At 61.2% G+C, this 17,748-nt stretch carries 17 protein-coding genes; 7 read left to right on the forward strand and 10 right to left on the reverse strand.

What is annotated here, in order from left to right; genetic code table 11:
* Positions 1 to 10 precede the first annotated feature (10 nt).
* The 10 genes from ACX0MV_RS07620 to ACX0MV_RS07665 all read right to left on the reverse strand — a co-directional run bounded on the left by ACX0MV_RS07620 (position 11) and on the right by ACX0MV_RS07665 (position 9,733).
* Positions 11 to 2,332, reverse strand: a complete 2,322-nt coding sequence (locus ACX0MV_RS07620) for an ATP-dependent DNA helicase (RefSeq protein WP_458981897.1) — start codon at positions 2,330 to 2,332, stop codon at positions 11 to 13.
* On the reverse strand, positions 2,329 to 3,987 hold the full coding sequence (locus ACX0MV_RS07625) for a VRR-NUC domain-containing protein (protein WP_458981898.1): 1,659 nt from the start codon (positions 3,985 to 3,987) through the stop codon (positions 2,329 to 2,331). Before ACX0MV_RS07625 ends, ACX0MV_RS07620 begins: the two co-directional genes overlap by 4 nt.
* A 116-nt stretch (positions 3,988 to 4,103) precedes the next feature.
* Positions 4,104 to 4,331 carry a DUF3203 family protein gene (locus tag ACX0MV_RS07630; protein WP_458981899.1) on the reverse strand — a complete coding sequence of 76 codons (228 nt, stop codon included), beginning with the start codon at positions 4,329 to 4,331 and terminating at the stop codon, positions 4,104 to 4,106.
* Positions 4,332 to 4,387: 56 nt separating this feature from the next.
* Positions 4,388 to 5,137 carry an alpha/beta hydrolase family protein gene (locus ACX0MV_RS07635; RefSeq protein ID WP_458981900.1) on the reverse strand — a complete coding sequence of 250 codons (750 nt, stop codon included), beginning with the start codon at positions 5,135 to 5,137 and terminating at the stop codon, positions 4,388 to 4,390.
* Positions 5,127 to 6,242, reverse strand: coding sequence for a DUF3182 family protein (locus tag ACX0MV_RS07640; RefSeq protein WP_458981901.1), 1,116 nt, complete (start codon positions 6,240 to 6,242; stop codon positions 5,127 to 5,129). The genes ACX0MV_RS07635 and ACX0MV_RS07640 overlap by 11 nt, the downstream gene beginning before the upstream one ends.
* Positions 6,243 to 6,274: 32 nt before the next feature.
* Positions 6,275 to 6,703, reverse strand: coding sequence for a hypothetical protein (locus ACX0MV_RS07645; protein ID WP_458981902.1), 429 nt, complete (start codon positions 6,701 to 6,703; stop codon positions 6,275 to 6,277).
* A gap of 60 nt (positions 6,704 to 6,763) precedes the next feature.
* Positions 6,764 to 7,132, reverse strand: a complete 369-nt coding sequence (locus ACX0MV_RS07650; protein WP_458981903.1) for a termination factor Rho — start codon at positions 7,130 to 7,132, stop codon at positions 6,764 to 6,766.
* Positions 7,133 to 7,265: 133 nt separating this feature from the next.
* Positions 7,266 to 7,721: a hypothetical protein gene (locus tag ACX0MV_RS07655; protein ID WP_458981904.1), complete on the reverse strand. Its 456-nt coding sequence runs from the start codon at positions 7,719 to 7,721 to the stop codon at positions 7,266 to 7,268.
* Positions 7,722 to 8,195: 474 nt separating this feature from the next.
* The gene (locus ACX0MV_RS07660) at positions 8,196 to 9,359 is read right to left on the reverse strand and encodes a zinc-dependent alcohol dehydrogenase (protein WP_458981905.1); all 1,164 of its coding nucleotides are present in this window, start codon (positions 9,357 to 9,359) and stop codon (positions 8,196 to 8,198) included.
* A 158-nt stretch (positions 9,360 to 9,517) separates the two neighbouring features.
* On the reverse strand, positions 9,518 to 9,733 hold the full coding sequence (locus ACX0MV_RS07665; protein WP_458981906.1) for a hypothetical protein: 216 nt from the start codon (positions 9,731 to 9,733) through the stop codon (positions 9,518 to 9,520).
* Positions 9,734 to 9,935: 202 nt separating this feature from the next.
* Between ACX0MV_RS07665 and ACX0MV_RS07670 the strand changes: the two genes are divergently transcribed.
* From ACX0MV_RS07670 to ACX0MV_RS07700, 7 genes are all read left to right on the forward strand, one after another.
* Positions 9,936 to 10,103 (forward strand): PSPA7_2676 family Cys-rich small protein, encoded by a 168-nt coding sequence (locus ACX0MV_RS07670; RefSeq protein ID WP_458981907.1) that lies wholly within the window; start codon positions 9,936 to 9,938, stop codon positions 10,101 to 10,103.
* The gene (locus ACX0MV_RS07675; protein WP_458981908.1) at positions 10,100 to 10,615 is read left to right on the forward strand and encodes an MgtC/SapB family protein; all 516 of its coding nucleotides are present in this window, start codon (positions 10,100 to 10,102) and stop codon (positions 10,613 to 10,615) included. The genes ACX0MV_RS07670 and ACX0MV_RS07675 overlap by 4 nt, the downstream gene beginning before the upstream one ends.
* A 17-nt stretch (positions 10,616 to 10,632) precedes the next feature.
* Positions 10,633 to 10,875 carry a hypothetical protein gene (locus ACX0MV_RS07680; RefSeq protein ID WP_458981909.1) on the forward strand — a complete coding sequence of 81 codons (243 nt, stop codon included), beginning with the start codon at positions 10,633 to 10,635 and terminating at the stop codon, positions 10,873 to 10,875.
* 96 nt (positions 10,876 to 10,971) lie between these two features.
* Positions 10,972 to 11,865 carry a non-homologous end joining protein Ku gene (gene ku, locus ACX0MV_RS07685; RefSeq protein WP_458981910.1) on the forward strand — a complete coding sequence of 298 codons (894 nt, stop codon included), beginning with the start codon at positions 10,972 to 10,974 and terminating at the stop codon, positions 11,863 to 11,865.
* 35 nt (positions 11,866 to 11,900) lie between these two features.
* Entirely contained in the window at positions 11,901 to 14,525 is a 2,625-nt protein-coding gene (gene ligD, locus ACX0MV_RS07690) for a DNA ligase D (protein WP_458981911.1), read from the forward strand.
* A gap of 109 nt (positions 14,526 to 14,634) precedes the next feature.
* Positions 14,635 to 15,489, forward strand: a complete 855-nt coding sequence (locus tag ACX0MV_RS07695) for an SDR family oxidoreductase (protein ID WP_458981912.1) — start codon at positions 14,635 to 14,637, stop codon at positions 15,487 to 15,489.
* Between the two features lie 258 nt (positions 15,490 to 15,747).
* A complete protein-coding gene (locus tag ACX0MV_RS07700; RefSeq protein ID WP_458982337.1) occupies positions 15,748 to 17,739 on the forward strand; it encodes an alpha-1,4-glucan--maltose-1-phosphate maltosyltransferase in 1,992 nt (663 codons plus the stop codon).
* The last annotated feature ends 9 nt before the right edge of the window (positions 17,740 to 17,748 follow it).

Consider the following 17,748-nt stretch of genomic DNA (forward strand, 5'->3'; position numbering starts at 1 on the left):
CGCGATGCCTTCAAGGCAGCTCTGGCGCGCCTTCAACTGGCGACGGTCGCACGGCCAGCGGCAGCCTGCAGCGCTGCACGTTCCACCAGGTCGGCAACAGCCGGCGGATCGCGGCCTGGTTGAAGCGATCATCAATCAGGTAAACGCAGCCCTGGTCCTGCTGGGTGCGAATCACCCGGCCGGCCGCCTGCACGACTTTCTGCAAACCCGGGAACAGGTAGGTGTAGTCGTACCCCAGGTGATTGCCGAACATGCTCTGCATGCGCTGCTTGATTTCCTCGTTGACCGGGTTGATCTGCGGCAGGCCCAGGGTGGCGATAAATGCGCCGATCAACCGATCGCCCGGCAAGTCGATGCCTTCGCCAAACGCGCCGCCGAGTACGGCAAAACCGATGCCCTGGGTCTGGCTGTCGAAGCGTTCGAGAAAAGCCTGACGCTGCTCTTCGTCCATCTGTTTGGACTGCTGCCAGACCGGAATCTGCGGGTGGGCCTCGACGAACTCGTCCAGCACCAGGCTCAGGTAGGCGTAGCTGCTGAAGAACGCCAGGTAGTTGCCCGGCTTCTCGGCGAACTGGCGGGCCATCAGGGCAGCGATGGGCGCCAGCGAATACTCGCGATGGGCGAAGCGAGTCGATAGATTGCTGACCGCCTGGACTTGCAGCTGCTCGGCGCTGAAGGGCGACTCGACATCGATCCAAGGTGTTGCTGCGGGCAGGCCGAGCAGGTCCGCATAGTAGTGCGCGGGGCTCAGGGTGGCGGAAAACAGCGTGCTGCTGTGCGCGGCCTCGAAGCGTGGGGCGAGAAACGGCGCCGGCACGATATTGCGGATGCACAGAGTCGACCGGCCTGGCCCGGACGGGCTTTCAGTACGGCTGATATCGAACAGCGAGTGGCTGTCGCACGCTTCGGCCAGGCGGCAGAACAGCATGGCATTGAGGTAGAAGTGCAACAGCTCGGCATGGTTGCCGGTGGGCTGGTCGGTCAGGTGGTCGGTCAGCGCGCTGACGGCCTTTTGCAGCGCCATGATGAACAGGTCCGGCGCGGCCGGGTACACCTGATAGGTCAATGTCTGGTCGCGGTGCAACTGCTGCCAATGCCGGCTGACTCGCTCCAGCGGCGCCTTCAGCGCGGCCGGTGCTACGGCTCTGAGGGCATCGAAGCGCTGCTGGTCGAGCTCGGCGGTGTACATCCCGCGAGCCCGTTCGATCAGGTTATGCGCCTCGTCGACCAGCAGCGTTATCCGCCATTCGTTGAGCAGGGTCAGGCCATACAGCAGGCCGCCCATGTCGAAGTAGTAGTTGTAGTCGCATACCACCACATCGGCCCAGCGGCAGAGTTCCTGGCTTAGGTAGTACGGGCATACGCGATGGGCCAGCGCCGCTTCGCGCACGCTGTCCTGGTTCAGCCATTGACGCGCGAGGGCAGCTTCGCGGGCAGCGGGCAGGCGGTCGTAAAAGCCTTTGGCCAGCGGGCAGGAGTCGCCGTGACAGGCTTTATTCGGGTGCTCGCAGGCCTTGTCGCGGGCCACATGCTCAAGCACCCGCAGCGGCATGGCCGGCTCCTGACTGCGCAAGGTGGCCAGGGCATCGAGCGCCAACTGCCGTCCAGGGGTCTTAGCAGTGAGAAAGAACAGCCGATCCAGCTGCTGTTCGGGAAACGCCTTGAGTTGGGGAAACAGCGTGCCAAGGGTTTTGCCGATGCCGGTGGTCGCCTGGGCCATCAGACTCTGGCCGTCGCGGGCTGCCCGGTAGACCGACTCCGCCAGTTGCCGCTGGCCGCTGCGAAATTGTGCATGGGGAAAGCGCAGCCGTGCCAAGGCCTGGTTGCGCAGGCGGCGGTGGTCACGCTCATGTTCCGCCCAATTGATGAACAGGCTGCACTGCAGCTCGAAGAATTCGCGCAAGGAATCTGCGGCAAAGCATTCATGGAACGCCGTTTCGTGCTGGGTCAGCACGTTGTAATACACCACCGCCAGGTTGATCTGTGCCAGCTCGCGCTGCTGGCACAGCAGCCAGCCGTACACCTTGACCTGGGCCCAATGCAGCAGCCGGTGGTTTTCAGGAATGCGCGAGATGTCACCGCGGTGGGTCTTGATCTCTTCCAGGCGGTTGTAGTCAGGGTCATAACCATCGGCGCGGCCGCGCACCTGCAAGCCCTGGAACTGGCCATCGAGCGCCACCTCGGCAAGGTAGCCGGGGCCGCGTCGGCCAACGACGATGGCGTGGCCGGCCATGCCTTCCTGCGCCGTTGGCGAGGGTGTGAAGCGCAGGTCGAGATCGCCGACCTTGGCAGTGAATTCGCACAGCGCACGTACGGCGACCCTGTAGTTCACGCGTCGGCCCATTGCACATAGCAGACGTCCATCGGCATGCCGTGCTCGGCGCAGAACGCCAGCCAGCGCCGCTGGTTGTCCTGCAAGCGGTCGCCTGGGCCTTTGACCTCGATCATTCGGTAGCGCTTTTGCGCCGGCCAGAACTGGATCAGGTCTGGCATGCCCGCGCGGTTGGCCTTGATGTCGCCCAGCAGGCGCTCGAACCAGGCGCGCAGATGGGCCGCAGGCAGGCAGTCAAGGGCCTGCTCAAGCAGGGTTTCATCCAGCGCGCCCCAAAAGACGAAAGGCGACTGGGTGCCGTATTTGTCCGCGTAGGTACGGCGAATCACCTGGCGGTACGAGCCATCGTCGAGCGCGGCAAAGCAGGCAGCGAACAGTGCCGCGCGACGTTGCCGGAATTCGCCGTCGAGCAGGTCCATCGGCCCGCTGTGAAATGGATGAAAGAACGCCCCCGGTATGGGCGCGAACACCGCCTCCCAGCACAGCAGGCCGAACAGGCTGCAGATCAGGCTGTTCTCGACATAGTGCACCGGCGCTTCGGGGTCGTATAAATAATCCCTGACTGAATATTCGACCCGGTCCGCTTGCCTGTTCAGGCACAGGTCGATCCGAGCCGGGGCAGGCGCCCGTGGTTTTGCCGGTGCAGGCAACCCCAGCTGTCGGTGCAGCCGGGCCAGCATGCGCGGCAAGGCCTGGGCTTCGGCATCATTTTCCGGAGCCAGGGCCGCGGCGCTGGCAAGTTCCAGCGCGGTCTGCAGGTGCCCGAGTCGTTCGAGCATGCGCAAGTGGCGCAACCGGGCGCCACTGAACGCGCTGCCGGCATAGAACGCCTGGGCCTCCTGCAGCTTCGCCTGGCGCTCCAGCAACTGGCCCATGCGATACAGCAGCTTGTCACGCCGGGCACGCAGAAAGGCGCTGTCGCAAGGCACGGCGTTGATCTGTGGCAACAGGTCCTCGATCAGCTCGCCAGATTCGGCGCGCTCCCAGCAGCGCTGCAGCGCCAAGTAGCTGTCGACCTGGGACCGCTGCACGAACGCCCGGGAATCGTCGCTCAAGGCCACGGGCTCGTAGCGCATGACGCCGAGGTCGGCGAGGACGAACTCGGACCAATCCTGACGCAGGTTGCCAAAAAACATCAGGCGCAGACGTTCGCAGAATTCACTGATGGTCAGACTCAGTACGGTTTCATCCATCGCCGGACACCAGGCTGCAAATGCCTGAGGTTGGCCATCGTGCGCGGCCAGTTGCTGCAGCAGATCAATCTTTTTCAGGTGCTTGTGATCATGGGCCGCGAAACACTCGAGCAATTCGACCTTGCGCAACAGGCCAAACAACTCTGCCAGCGACAGCGCAGCGTCATGCCGGACCCAGCCGGCTTCGAGCAGGGCGCCGCTTGCCTGGAGCGGGCAACCGATTTCCGCATAGCTCAGCTTGCTGGCCCGAAAGTGCGGGCCCTTGCGCATGATCATGCGCACCAACAACGCCTGTGCGGCTGAAGGCACCTGGCAGAACTGCTCGATAAAGGCCTGCTCCTCGGCGCACAGAACGTCGGCATAGCGTTGCCGCAGCCAGGCAAGGGCCTTGTGAAAGTTAGCGAGGTAGTAGAGCGAGGGGTCGAACTGCTGTTCCATGATGCGGTCGGATACTGTTTGCATATACAGATATCAGCGCAGCCGCGGGCTGGCAATCAAAAAAGGATAGGCGGGCGCGCACGTTCAGCGTGCGGCACAACTCGATATGCGTTTCATAGCTGTCAGTCAGCCGTAGCGGTTCAGCCGCCGTCGTACACCAGATTCTGCCGATCATCCTTGGCACCTGCGGCGAGCAGGATATCGATCTCGTCTTCGGTGACGATGGTATGGCTACGCTCGGTACGGATAACCGAGGCCCGCAGGTTCTTGTCGGTGCTGATCACCACGTCGCGGATCAGCATCTGCTGCTGCCCCTCGGCGCAATCGATGACGCAGGTGCCGGCGTCCGGATCAATGGAAATAGTCATGGCGAGCGACTCCTCAAGCTGATGCCGCATGGAAAAAAACATCCGCCCCAGTACATTCAATGGGGGTAGTTACCAACCCGTGCGCCGATCACCATTTCACTGATCCACGCCGTAAGTATCGAGGTATAGGCCTGCTGGCAGGGCTCGCTGGACAGACCGTGATCGGCGCCATCGAGAATCCGGTGGGTCAGCGAATGGGCTTTTTCGAAGGCCGAGCGGTAGCTCATGATAGTGGTGTGGGGTACGAAGTCGTCATGTTCCGACTCGACGATCAGCACATCGCCGGTGAATTCGGCGCAGGCCGCCAGCGCACGATTGTCGGCAGGCGCCAATCGGCTGCGTCGATACAGCGCCAGTCGTTCACGGTCCAGCTGCTGCTTGGGCAGCGACCATTCTTCGTCCCAGTACAGCGCCGGCACTCGCAACGCCAGCCATTTAACCGGCCTCAGGGTGGTTAGCACGGTCGACAGGTAGCCGCCGTAGCTGCTGCCGATCACCGCAATCGAGTCGGTATCGATGCTTGGATGGCTGACCAGCCTGTCATAGGCGGCGACGATATCGGCAAGGCTGTGTTCGCGGGTGACGCTGAGCTTCTGCACCAGGGTGCGTTCGTGCCCGCGCAAGTCGAAGGTCAGGCATACGCAACCGAGCCCGGCGATGCCCTTGGCCCGCGCCAGGTCGCGCTGCTGGCTACCGCCCCAACCGTGCACGAAGAGAATGCCTGGCACCTTGTTGCTCGGGGTCAGAAAGGTGCCGGCGATCTGTTCGTCGTCGACCTGAATCTCTACGCTTTCACTACGCGACATAGGGCTCCACCAGGGCAAATTTGGTGATAGGGCCTACATCCGGGTCATTACCCTGATACAGCATGATCGCGTGCAACGGTGGTTTGGCATCGGCGCCGTAGAGTTCGTGGGTCGATGCCCGAATGCAGTTCAATGAGGGATCTTCAGCCATGGCTTCCAGGGCGAGGATTTCCGCGCCGCTGGCGCCCCCGATACGCCAGGATTGTTCGAGCACGCCAGAGCGCTGTTGTCCTTGCGCGTCGACCCCCTGGGCGATGTCGTAGTTGCGCCGGGACGCGACGAAACCTGGGAAGGCTGCCACGGCGGCGCGCTCGTAGGTTTGCGCCTGGGCGACTGCGAGCTTGATCGGGTCGGGTAACTCAAGTGCCAGCAGCGCGTCATAGTCACCCCGTACCACCACCAGTTCCGAGCCGCCATAAACCGAGTCGCCGGTATTATCCTCGGTCAGGCACTGAGTGCCGTAATAGCTGATCGTAATGCCCGCCACTGTGACCTGGCCGACGCTGTAGGTGCTGACCTCGTGCAGGTTCTCCTCCAGCACCAGGCCCCAGGTTGCCACTTCCTCGGCATCCATCTGCGCGATCACATTTTTCAGCTGCTCGATGCAGGCAATGACCTCCTGGCCGCGTCCGGCCGTGGCGCGCACCGGTTTCACCCGCAACGGCCCCCGCTGCAGAAGTGCCTCGGCGGCGTCTACCGCGTCATTCAGATCGAACACCGTATAGCCCGCCAGAATTGCATCGCCCGCCTGCTCGGCAAAGGTCGTCGACCAGCCCGGCGGCGCATGTTGCACAGCGCCGAACAGTGGGTGGGTGATTGCCTTGGTAGCCATGAAGGGCTGGCTGACCCAGCCACCGAAGAAATCCTCCGCAGCTTGGATGCCAAGCTCGCGGTAGTTGGCCTCGCCAATCAGCGTATCGGTCGGGATGTAATAGAGGTTTTCCTGTCGCGCTGATTCCTCGCGAACACCGGAAAATGGGCAACCCAGCAACTTGGCGAGTTTGATGCCAAGGGTGTGTTGCACATGGTCTTCGTGCTCGGTCATGTGCTCGCGCACGGGCAACAACACGACTGCGCTTTTGCCAGACTGCGCAGACGAACTCATAAAACTTTCATCGCGGTCGACATCGAGAACGCTCAATTTACCTGCCAAGTGCCACCACCATTTTCGCAATCGGTTTTCGTCTGTTCTTTGTTGGCGGACTTGTAGAAGTAGGTCACGATCTTCGCATCGGTAGGAATGTTTACCGACTTGTTGTCTTCCGGGTCACTGATGGAATTGTGATTAGCCAGGGTTTCCTGAGTCAGCGCCGCGGTACAGGTGCCGAAGGAGCCGCCAGGGCAGCTTTTAAGCTGCTTTTTCTGGTGGTCCATCATGCCTTCGCTTTCATTGCTGCATGACCAGGCCACCGAGGCTTCTTCTACGCCGCGGTATTCATAACAACTTTCGCCTTCGATTGCGGGAATCTTGGTACTTAGCGAACGGGTCGAGATATAACAGGCATCAGCGAATGCAGTGGTCGAGAGCAAGCAGATTAATAGTGCTGAGGAAACTTTAGCGATCATTGCTGTTTCTCCTATCAACGAAGAGCGCATGAATCCATGTGAATTCATTGCGCCTTGAACTTATGAAGCCTTCTTCAAAGCCTCGATAAGTGCATGCTTATCCATGGTCGAGCGGCCAGGGATCTGTTTGGTACGAGCCATTTCCATCAGACGCTGTTTGGTCTGAGACGCTAACGCCGCGGGATCCCTCGCCATGCGGGTAACAGCAGCCCGTTGCGCGGAGTCTTCGCGGGCTTCGGCCTTTTTCGCGGCGGGCTTGTGCTTGCCCGAGCCTGAGCGTTCACCGCCACCGGAATGCTTGTTGACGGTTGCCCAGGCGCGCGCCGCTGCTGCGTCCTTGGGCACACCTTTTTCGACATAGCTGGCTTCGATCTCAGCGGCTTGAGCTTTCTGTTTTTCGGTGTATTTGGCTTTACTTCCGCGGGGCATGAGACGGCTCCTGTGGCACACACGATCAGGTCGCTGTTACCTGTTCTGAATGTGCACCGCAGCAGGAGTTCCGCTTTTTTAACGCAGCGGTCTCGGCTGCGTTGAAGCTGACAAGGCCTGGCTCGCCGGGCAGTTACCAGAAGCCGGCGGGATGGCGATCAAGAATATGTGGCAGCGACAATGAAAACGCCTTGTTGAAGAAGGTCGCCAGGCGGGTGTCGATCACCTTTTCGTTGATCGAGGGGAGCAGGGCGTTCTGCCGATTGGTGGCGGGCGGTTCGGCATACACTTCTTCATGGACGATCGAGCGATTTTCCAGGTCGCCGATGATGCTGTAACTGCTAGCCAGCCCGTCGTCCGGATGTTGCGCAGTCAGCACCAGGCGCGGCCGGCTTTCGCTGGCATCGGTGAGGAGTTCAACCGTGACGCTCAAGCCGTTTTCAACGGCATGCCGCGCCGTTTCCTGGAAAAGCGGCAGGGCGCGAGTTGTCAGAGCGCTGACCAGACGCTGTCGAAAGTCGGCGTCGTCAATCACGACCGAACTATCAGGGCTAGTGAATTCAGCTGTTTGTTCGTGCTCGCTGGCCATGATCAAAGTTCCTGTTCAGTTAATGAAAAGGCGGAATTATCAGGTACTGTCGCAATAACGCAGTTAAGTAGATGCATATGCCGCGAATGCGTTCACACCGGCTTATTGCGCCTACGGTAATTCATCAGAAAGGAGCGCTCGGGAAGTGTCAATCAAGGTGAGGTTTCATGATGTGTAATACGCGGTAGCTAATATCAAAGTGCAACTTTGCTGATTAGAGGAACTGTATGTTTGATATACACGCGTATTCAGGCAGTGCAGAAACGCAACGCCTGATCATTGCTGATCAGGCGCTTCGGCTGATACCAGGGAATTCGCTTAAGGCTGAAGTTCCGCCTAGCCGGTTTCGCTCTTGTGATGCGGTGGCCGGCTGACGCGCAGGATGCCTCGCACCATCATGGCCGTCAGCAGCAGCCAGGCCGAGCCTACGAGTAACAAAAAGCTTTCAGGGCTCATGTAAACCTCCTTATTCGCTCAGGGCCGCAGGATCACTTTGCGACACGCCTGTTCTTGCTTGTTGAAGATCCGGTAACCCTCAGCCGCATCGCCCAGCGCCATGCGGTGGCTAATGATCACTTCGGGATGCAGGTCGCCATTGTTGATGTGCTCAAGCAGACGCGGCAGCAACGGCTGAACGTGGGTCTGGCCCATCTTGAAGGTCAGGCCCTTGTCGAATGCATCGCCAAACAGGAAACCATGGATGAACCCGGCGTATACCCCTGGCACGCTCACTGTGCCGCCACGCCGTACCGCAGCCATGCACTGGCGCAGAGCATAGCCACTGCTGGTTTCTATTTTCAGTGCGGTAAGTACCGTTTCGGTGGTGCTGCCCTTGGCTTCGAAGCCCACTGCATCGATGACCGCATCGACGCCGCGAGAGCCGGCGGTCTGCTCGATGATCGCGCTCGCCGGATCGACTTCGTCGAAGTTGACCGGAATCACGCCATAGGTTTCGCGAGCGAACTCAAGGCGGTAGGCGTGATGATCGACCATGAATATCTTCTCGGCGCCCAGCAGTTTCGAACAGGCCGCGGCCATCAGGCCCACCGGGCCTGCACCGAAGATGGCGACGCTGCTGCCTGGCTTGACCCCGGCATTCAGCGCGGCCTGGTAGCCGGTGGGCAGGATGTCGCTGAGAAACAGCACGCGCTCGTCATCCAACCCCTCGGGGATCTTGATCGGGCCGGTGTTGGCCTTGGGTACGCGCACGTACTCCGCCTGGCCTCCAGGTATGCCGCCGTACAGGTGGCTGAAACCGAACAGCGCCGCACCCGATGGAATCTGCTTCTTATTGAGGATCGCGCCACGCCCGGGGTTGGTCGTTTCGCAGGCGGCGTGCAGCTCCAGATTGCAGAAGAAGCAGCTGCCGCAGGCGATCACGAACGGCACCACCACGCGGTCACCCTTGCTCACCGCAGTGACTGCGCTGCCGGCCTCCACCACCTCGCCCATGAACTCGTGACCGAAGATATCGCCATGCTCCGTCTGGGGAATCTTGCCGCGATACAGATGCAGGTCGGACCCGCAGATCGCGGTCGCCGTCACCTTGAGAATAATGTCGTCAGGCTGCTGGATAACGGGATCAGGTACGGTATCGACGCGGACATCGAGGCTGCCGTGATAGGTGAGGGCGCGCATAAGCGTTTCTCCGGTATTTGTTTCGGGCTCGAATCGGCGCCCGTGGTGTTCGGAGAAATGATCCAGAGCAAGAGTTCACGGCAAACGATGGACGGCGCCTTCGGGTCGCAACGCGGACTCGGTTGCGAAAGAGGGCGAAACGCCAAGCCAATGAGTTATCAGGGCTGCTGGTAATGACCGGGGGTGGTGTCCGACTTATGGGGATGAACGATGCGCGTGACCTGGATATCGGTAAGCTCACCGGCGCCGTGCAGCGGCTGAATGTGGCCGCGAGCCTGCTCCGGCGTCAGGCTTTCCGCATCTACGGTCACTTCCTCGCTATGGGGCTGATTGTCGAAGATGTAACTGACCAGAAAGCAGTTTGATTTGGACATGGATCCTCTCCCGTACAGCGATAGTGCAGCAGATAGTGAGCTCAGACGATGCGCCGTTTTGCCTGTGGCTCATGGTTAAGGTCGATGCGCGGCGTGAATAGTTCCGCGCTTGTTCAAGGACTTCGCGGCAACGAAAAATATTAAAACCTCCGCAGCGGGTCGCAGTCGTAACCGGTACGACATGTGCCTGTGGAGATAAAAAATGACCATTGTCTGTTTGCTTGGCGGATGCAGCTGGGAGCGAGGTTCCCACGCCCACTTCAGCGATGACGACGTGCTCTATCAGAGCTGCAGCCGGTGCGGCGCCCATCGGTATTTCTTCGGTGTTCCTGCAGCGGCGGCAACCCGTGGGCTGGACGCGCGAGCATGAGTGCGTGGGAACGCATCACGGCTACGATCATCAACGAATTTTCTGATCTGACCGAGCTGGAGCAGGCGACGCGGGTGACCATTCGCCTGTTCCTGGCGGCCATTCTTGGCGGCCTGCTCGGCTTTGAACGGGAAAAGAATGGTCAGGCGGCCGGTCTGCGTACCCACATGCTGGTGGCCATCGGTTCGGCGCTGTTTGTCATGGTGCCCGAGCAGGATGGTGCCGAGCATGACGCCATGAGCCGGGTGATCCAGGGCATCGTTGCCGGTGTTGGATTTCTCTGCGCCGGTACCATCCTCAAAGGCGATTCCTTCGCCGAAGTCAGAGGGCTTACCACGGCCGCCGGTATCTGGCTGACGGCGGCCATTGGCATCACCGTGGGCCTTGGTCGGGAAGCCACCGCGGTGCTGGGCACTTTGCTGGCTTTATTCGTTCTCAATGCTGTACCTCATGTAATCAACGCGACCAGCAGCCGCAAAAACATTCCACCGGATGACACGGCAGCGCAGTGACTTGGTAGGAGCTCATCATGTTCAAAGATTTCAAGCACTACACGGCCTGGACCGATGCGATGGAAAACGATCAGGGCTATGTCGGTTTGATCGAGTACCAGCCCAAGTGTCCGGGCGCCAGCGTGCATGTGTTGTGGGTCATCGCGCCAGGCTGCGTGTGTGCCAACGACGCGGAAACCGCCGCTGATCAGATGCTTAGGGAAATCCGTGATATCACTGCCATGGGCCGGGTCATCTACAGCGATGGGGTCATGCTCTGAGGGCGCATTGCCGGGCTTGCGCCGCTGTCGATTGCTGAAACTATTCGTTCGCGCCGCGGGTCATCCAGAAGACAACTGGCATGAAGGTGAGCGGCAATGGCACGAGCAATCTGGAAGGGCGCCATCAGTTTTGGCCTGGTGCATATTCCTGTCGCGCTGGTCTCGGCGACTTCGACCCAGGGCGTCGATTTTGACTGGCTGGATGAGCGCAGCATGGACCCGGTCGGCTACAAGCGAGTCAACAAAGTCAGCGGCAAGGAGGTTAGCAAGGAGCACATCGTCAAAGGTGTTCAATTCGAGAAAGGCCGCTACGTGATCATCAGCGAAGAGGAAATTCGCGCCGCCCACCCGAAGTCCACCCAGACCATCGACATCTTCGCCTTTGTCGAAAGCCAGCAGATCCCCCTCGCCAATATCGAAAAACCCTATTACCTGGCCCCGGACAAACGCGGCGAGAAGGTTTATGCATTGCTGCGCGAAACCCTGACTCGGACCAAGAAGGTCGCACTGGCCAACGTGGTGCTGCATTCGCGTCAGCACCTGGCCGCGGTGATGCCGTTGGAAGGGGCGATGGTGCTGGTGATGCTGCGCTGGCCAGCTGAAGTGCGCGGTCTGGACACCCTTGAGCTGGGCGAAAACGTCACTGACGCGACCCTGGCCAAAGGCGAACTGGACATGGCCAAACGGCTGGTCGAAGACATGACCGCCGACTGGCAGCCCGAGAATTACCGCGACACCTTTGAAGAAAAGATCATGCAGCTGGTCGAGGAAAAAGCCAGCAAGGGCAAGATCGAGGAAGTCGAGGCCGAGCCCGGCACCGAAGAGCGCAAAAGCGCAGACGTCTACGACCTTACCGAGTTGCTCAAACGCAGCCTGGGCGGAGGCGGCGCAGGCAAACCTGCGGGCAAGAAGGCGCCGGCCAAACCCGACAAGCCAAAGACGCCAAGCAAGACCCCACGTAAGAAACCGGCGAAAACCGCAAGCAGGTAAGCGCATCGCGCAGCGTCATTGCAAGGACCCTGACCATGGCCAAGGCAATCAGCGAGTACAATCGCAAACGCAATTTCGACATCACCTCCGAACCCGCCGAACCGACCAAGCGCAGCCGAAATAAGCGCAGTACGGACTCGCTGCGTTTTGTCGTGCAGAAGCACGACGCGACCCGTCTGCATTACGATTTTCGCCTCGAGCTGGATGGCACTCTGAAAAGCTGGGCGGTGCCGAAAGGGCCAAGCCTCGACCCCAAGGACAAGCGACTGGCCGTGCATGTCGAGGATCATCCGCTGGGGTATGCCAGTTTCGAGGGCAGCATTCCCAAGGGGCAGTACGGCGCCGGTGACGTGATCGTCTGGGACCATGGCGTCTGGCAACCCCACGGCGACCCGCTCGCCGGGTATGAAGCGGGTCGGCTCAAGTTCACCCTGATCGGTGAAAAGCTTGCCGGCGACTGGAACCTGGTCCGCACGCGATTGCGTGGTAGCGGTGACAAGGAGCAGTGGCTGCTGATCAAGGAACGCGACGAAGTGGCTCAGGCTGCGGACCAGTACGACATTGTCGAGGCCAAGCCGGAAAGCGTTCTGAGTGGCAAGCTGGTCGGCATAAAACCGGCCAAAACCAGTCCGGGGAAAGCCAGCGCTAAAGCGGCCAAGCCACGTGCGCGCAGCGCTGCAAAGTCAGCGGCGCAGGTGGCGATTCCCGAATCGCTATCGCCCGAACTGGCCACCTTGGTCAGCGCACCACCAAGCGGCGATTGGCGCTACGAGATCAAGTTCGACGGCTACCGCATGCTTGCGCGGGTGCGTGACGGCGAGGTGCGGCTGATCACCCGCAACGGCAACGACTGGACTGAGCGCTTGCCGATTCAAGCCAAAGCGATTGCCGACCTCGACCTGCAGGACAGCTGGCTGGATGGCGAAGTGGTGGTGCTCAATGATCATGGCTTACCCGATTTCCAGGCGTTGCAAAGTGCCTTCGAGATCGGCCGCAGCCACAGTATCGTCTATTACCTGTTCGACGCCCCTTACCTGCAGGGCCGGGATATGCGCGAGCGCCCGCTGGAAGAGCGCCGCGCCGCGTTGGAAAGGGTGCTCAAGGGCAGCAAGCCGCGTGGGGTGCTGCGCTTTTCCGAGGCGTTCAGCAGCCACCACCGCGACATCGTCGAAAGCGCCTGTGCGTTGTCGCTTGAGGGGGTAATCGGCAAGCGGGTGGGTAGCCCCTACGTGTGCCGGCGCAGTGGCGACTGGATCAAGCTCAAGTGTCGCCTTCGCCAGGAATTCGTCATCGTGGGCTACACCCGCCCCCAGGGCAACCGCAGCGGCTTCGGCGCCTTGCTGCTGGCGGTCAACGATGAAGCCGGCACGCCCAGCCTGCGCTACGCCGGGCGGGTCGGCACCGGTTTCAGCGATGCCTCGCTGAAGCATTTGCACGGCCAGCTCACCGCATTGCAGCGTAAGACCTCGCCGCTTACCGATCCGTTGCGCGGCGCCCAGGGGCGTGGCGTGCATTGGGTCGAGCCGCAGTTGGTCGGCGAGGTCGAGTTCGCCGAGTGGACCAAGGAGGGCATCGTCCGCCAGGCCGCATTCGTCGCGCTGCGCACCGACAAACCGGTCGAGGAAATCATCCGCGAACGCCCGCGCCCGCCCGGCACCTTGAGCACCAATGAGTCTGGCGGCAAAACAGGCAAAGGCAAATCCTCGTCAGCCGGTGCCGCTAAGTCTGGGCGCGCTTCAGCCAACAAGGGCAGCGGCAAGGGGCGAGAGACCATCGCCGGCGTTGGCGTTAGCAGCCCGGATCGGGTCATCGATGCCGAGAGCGGTGCGCAGAAGATCGAGCTTGCGCAGTTCTACGCCGATATCGCGCCCTGGCTACTGCCCCATCTGAACGACCGGCCGGTGTCCCTGCTGCGGGCGCCGGAAGGGGTCGGCGGCGAGCAGTTCTTCCAGAAGCATGCCGAACACCTGGCGATTCCCAACATCAAGCACCTCGATCCCAAGCTCGATCCGGGGCATGCGCGGCTGATGGAAATAGACACGCCTTCGGCCCTGGTCGGCGCCGTGCAGATGGGCACCATCGAGCTGCACACCTGGGGCGCCAACAGCAGCCGCATCGAAACTCCGGACCGCCTGGTGCTGGACCTCGATCCGGACCCGGCGCTGCCGTGGCGCAGCATGATCGAGGCGACGCAGCTGTGCCTGACCGTGCTCGACGAGTTGGGCCTGGACGCTTACCTGAAAACCAGCGGCGGCAAGGGCTTGCACATCATCGTGCCCTTAGCGCGACACACCGACTGGGACAATGTCAAAGAGTTCGCCAAGGCCATTTCTCAGTTCATGACCCGGCTGATGCCCGACCGTTTCACCGCGACCATGGGACCGAAGAACCGGGTCGGCAAGATATTCATTGACTACCTGCGCAACTCACGTGGCGCCAGTACCGTGTCCGCCTACTCGGTGCGTGCCCGGCCCAACCTGCCGGTTTCGGTGCCGATCAGCCGCGATGAACTGGCTGGCCTGACCAGCGCTTCCCAGTGGCATATCGGCAATCTGCTAAGCCGATTGAATGATCTGCAAGACGACCCCTGGGCCGGCTACAGCAACCGGCAGCGGATCACCCAGGCGATGTGGAAGCAACTGGGCAGCCGCGACCGTTAGCCCGTGCCAGCGCCTGGCGGACATTCGTCAGGCGCGCGGCAATCAACCTGAACCTCCTCCCGAAACCGCCAGTCCTGACTCTATCAGGCCACCAACGGGAGATATCACCATGGCAGAGCAAACCCTACCTGCGCAGCACCAAGACCATCAGCCGGGCTCGGAAACCGAAATGCACCCCAAGCCGGTGTACATCAGTAACGACTACAAAGCCGCGGGCAAACTCAAGGGCAAGGTCGCGATCATCACCGGCGCCGACAGCGGCATCGGCCGGGCGGTGGCGGTGCACTACGCGAAGGAGGGCGCCAATATCGTGCTGCTGTACCTCAACGAGCATGACGACGCCGAGCTGACCCGTCAGGAGATCGAACGCTGCGGCGTCGAGGTACTGATGTATGCCGGCGATGCGGCCGGCGCCGAGTTTTGCAGCAAGGTGGTGACGGAAACCCTGGCGAAATGGGGCAGGGTGGATGTGCTGGTCAACAATGCTGCCGAACAGCATCCTCAGGAGCGACTCGAAGACATCAGCGAAGCGCAGTGGGAGAAAACCTTCCGCACCAACATCTTCGCCATGTTCCAGCTGACAAAGGCCGTGCTGCCGCATTTACAGTCGGGCGCCGCGATCATCAACACCACCTCAATCACTGCCTACAAGGGCAACCCGACGCTGATCGATTACTCCTCGACCAAGGGCGCGATTACCGCATTCACCCGCTCGCTGGCGGTCAATCTGGCGCCGCGTAGCATTCGCGTGAATGGCGTTGCGCCGGGGCCGATCTGGACACCGTTGATTCCCTCCACATTCTCTGCAGAGAAGGTCGCCGAGTTCGGCGCCGAAACACCGTTCGGCCGTCCCGGACAGCCTTCGGAGGTCGCGCCGGCCTACGTCTATCTGGCGTGCAGCGACTCGTCCTATGTCAGTGGCCAGATCATCCACATCAACGGCGGCAGCGTCGTCAATGGCTGATTGCAGAGCCGCGCGACCCTGATCGATGGCCAATAAAGGCTGAACTTTTGCGCCGCGGCCGGGCTCGGTATTCCTAGAGTCCCGGCCAACGGGCACTGATCACACTTCCCGCGAGTTTTGCTACGTCCTGGGCGGCTCGGCTGGCTGGGAAGGGATTCGTATTGCGCTGAGGAGCCCGCACCAATGTCTATGCACAATCAGTCAAAGCAAAAACGCTCTACCCAAGATCAGTCATCGCCAACACGCCCACCGCAGGAAATTCATTCAACCGATCCCGCCGCTACTCGGCCTGATCTGACGCGAGCCACGGCATTGCCACGGCTGGCCATTGAAGCCATCGAACCGGTTGTGGAACATGGCCGTTTTGCCGCCAAGGCCACCGCCGGCTGCGCGGTGGATGTCAGTGCGGTGATCTTCGCCGACGGCCACGACAAACTGGCCGGCGAGGTGCTCTGGCGCGAAGTCGATGCGCCGGACTGGCAACGGGTGCCGCTGGAATTCGTCGGCAATGACCTGTGGCGGGCGAGTTTCATCCCTCAACAGCAGGGCACCGTGCAGTTCGCCATCGAAGCCTGGTGGGACGTATACGCCAGCTACTGCTACGAGCTGACGAAGAAATACGCCGCCGCGGTCCCCATCGGCCTGGAACTGCAGGAAGGCGAACAGCTGATTCGCGAAGCCGTGGTGCACGCTTCGCCACAGTTTGCCCAACCGATGCGCGAGTTGCTGGAGCAACTGCTGGATACCCAGTCGATCGACGAGCGCGTGGCGCTGTTGCTCGCACCGGAAACCGCGGAGCTGATGGCAAAAACTGCAGAGCATCCGCACCGGCTGCGCAGCGAGATATACCCCATTGATGTGGAGCGTCCGCTGGCGCAGTTCGCCAGCTGGTATGAGCTGTTCCCCCGGTCGGTAACTGACGATCCGCGTCGTCATGGCACCTTCAAGGACGTGATCGGCCGTCTGCCCGACATCCAGGCAATGGGCTTCGACGTGTTGTATTTCCCGCCGATCCACCCGATTGGCCGCGCGCACCGCAAGGGGCCGAACAATACCCTGATCGCCCATGAAGGAGACCCTGGCAGCCCCTATGCGATCGGCAGCCCCGATGGCGGCCATGAAGCGATTCACCCTGAGCTTGGCAGCCTTGATGACTTCCGCGAACTGGTCAGCGCCGCCCGCCAGCATGACCTGGAAATCGCTTTGGATTTCGCCATCCAGTGCTCGCCGGATCACCCCTGGTTGCAGCAGCACCCCGGCTGGTTCAGCTGGCGCCCGGACGGCAGCATCCGTCATGCGGAAAACCCGCCGAAGAAGTACGAGGACATCGTCAACGTCGACTTCTATGCCGCGGACGCCATACCCGGCCTGTGGCAGGCGCTGCGCGATGTGGTGCGCGGCTGGGTCGACCTGGGCGTCACCCTGTTTCGTGTCGACAACCCGCACACCAAGCCGTTGCCGTTCTGGGAATGGCTGATCGCCGATATCCGTCGCGACAACCCCGAGGTGATATTCCTCGCTGAAGCCTTTACTCGGCCGGCGATGATGGCGCGCCTGGGCAAGGTCGGCTTCAGCCAGAGCTACACCTATTTCACCTGGCGCAACACCAAGCAGGAGCTGGAAACCTACTTCGGTGAACTCAACCAACCGCCTTGGCGCGATTGCTACCGGCCGAATTTCTTCGTCAATACGCCGGATATCAACCCGCGTTTCCTGCACAACTCCGGGCGCGCCGGTTTTCTGATTCGCGCCGCGCTGGCGACCATGGGTTCCGGCCTGTGGGGCATGTATTCGGGCTTTGAGATCTGCGAGTCGGCACCGGTGCCAGGCAAGGAGGAATACCTCGACTCCGAGAAGTACGAGATCCGCCCGCGCGACTACCGCGCCCCCGGCAACATCGTCGCCGAAATCGCTCAGCTCAACCGCATTCGCCGGCTCAACCCGGCGCTGCAGACCCACCTCGGGTTCAAGGCGTACACGGCCTGGAACGACAACATCTTCTTTTTCGGTAAACGCACCGCCGATCAGAGCAACTTCATTCTGATCGCCATCAGCCTCGATCCGCACAACGCCCAGGAAGCCAGCTTCGAACTCCCGCTCTGGGAGATGGGCCTGGCGGACGACGCCGCTACCCATGGCGAAGACCTGATGAACGGCCATACCTGGACCTGGCATGGCAAAACCCAATGGATGCGCATCGAGCCATGGCATCAGCCATTTGGCATCTGGCGCATTTCACCAGCCTCCTAAGGGGACCTT

Source organism: Pseudomonas cistanchae, assembly GCF_054483635.1.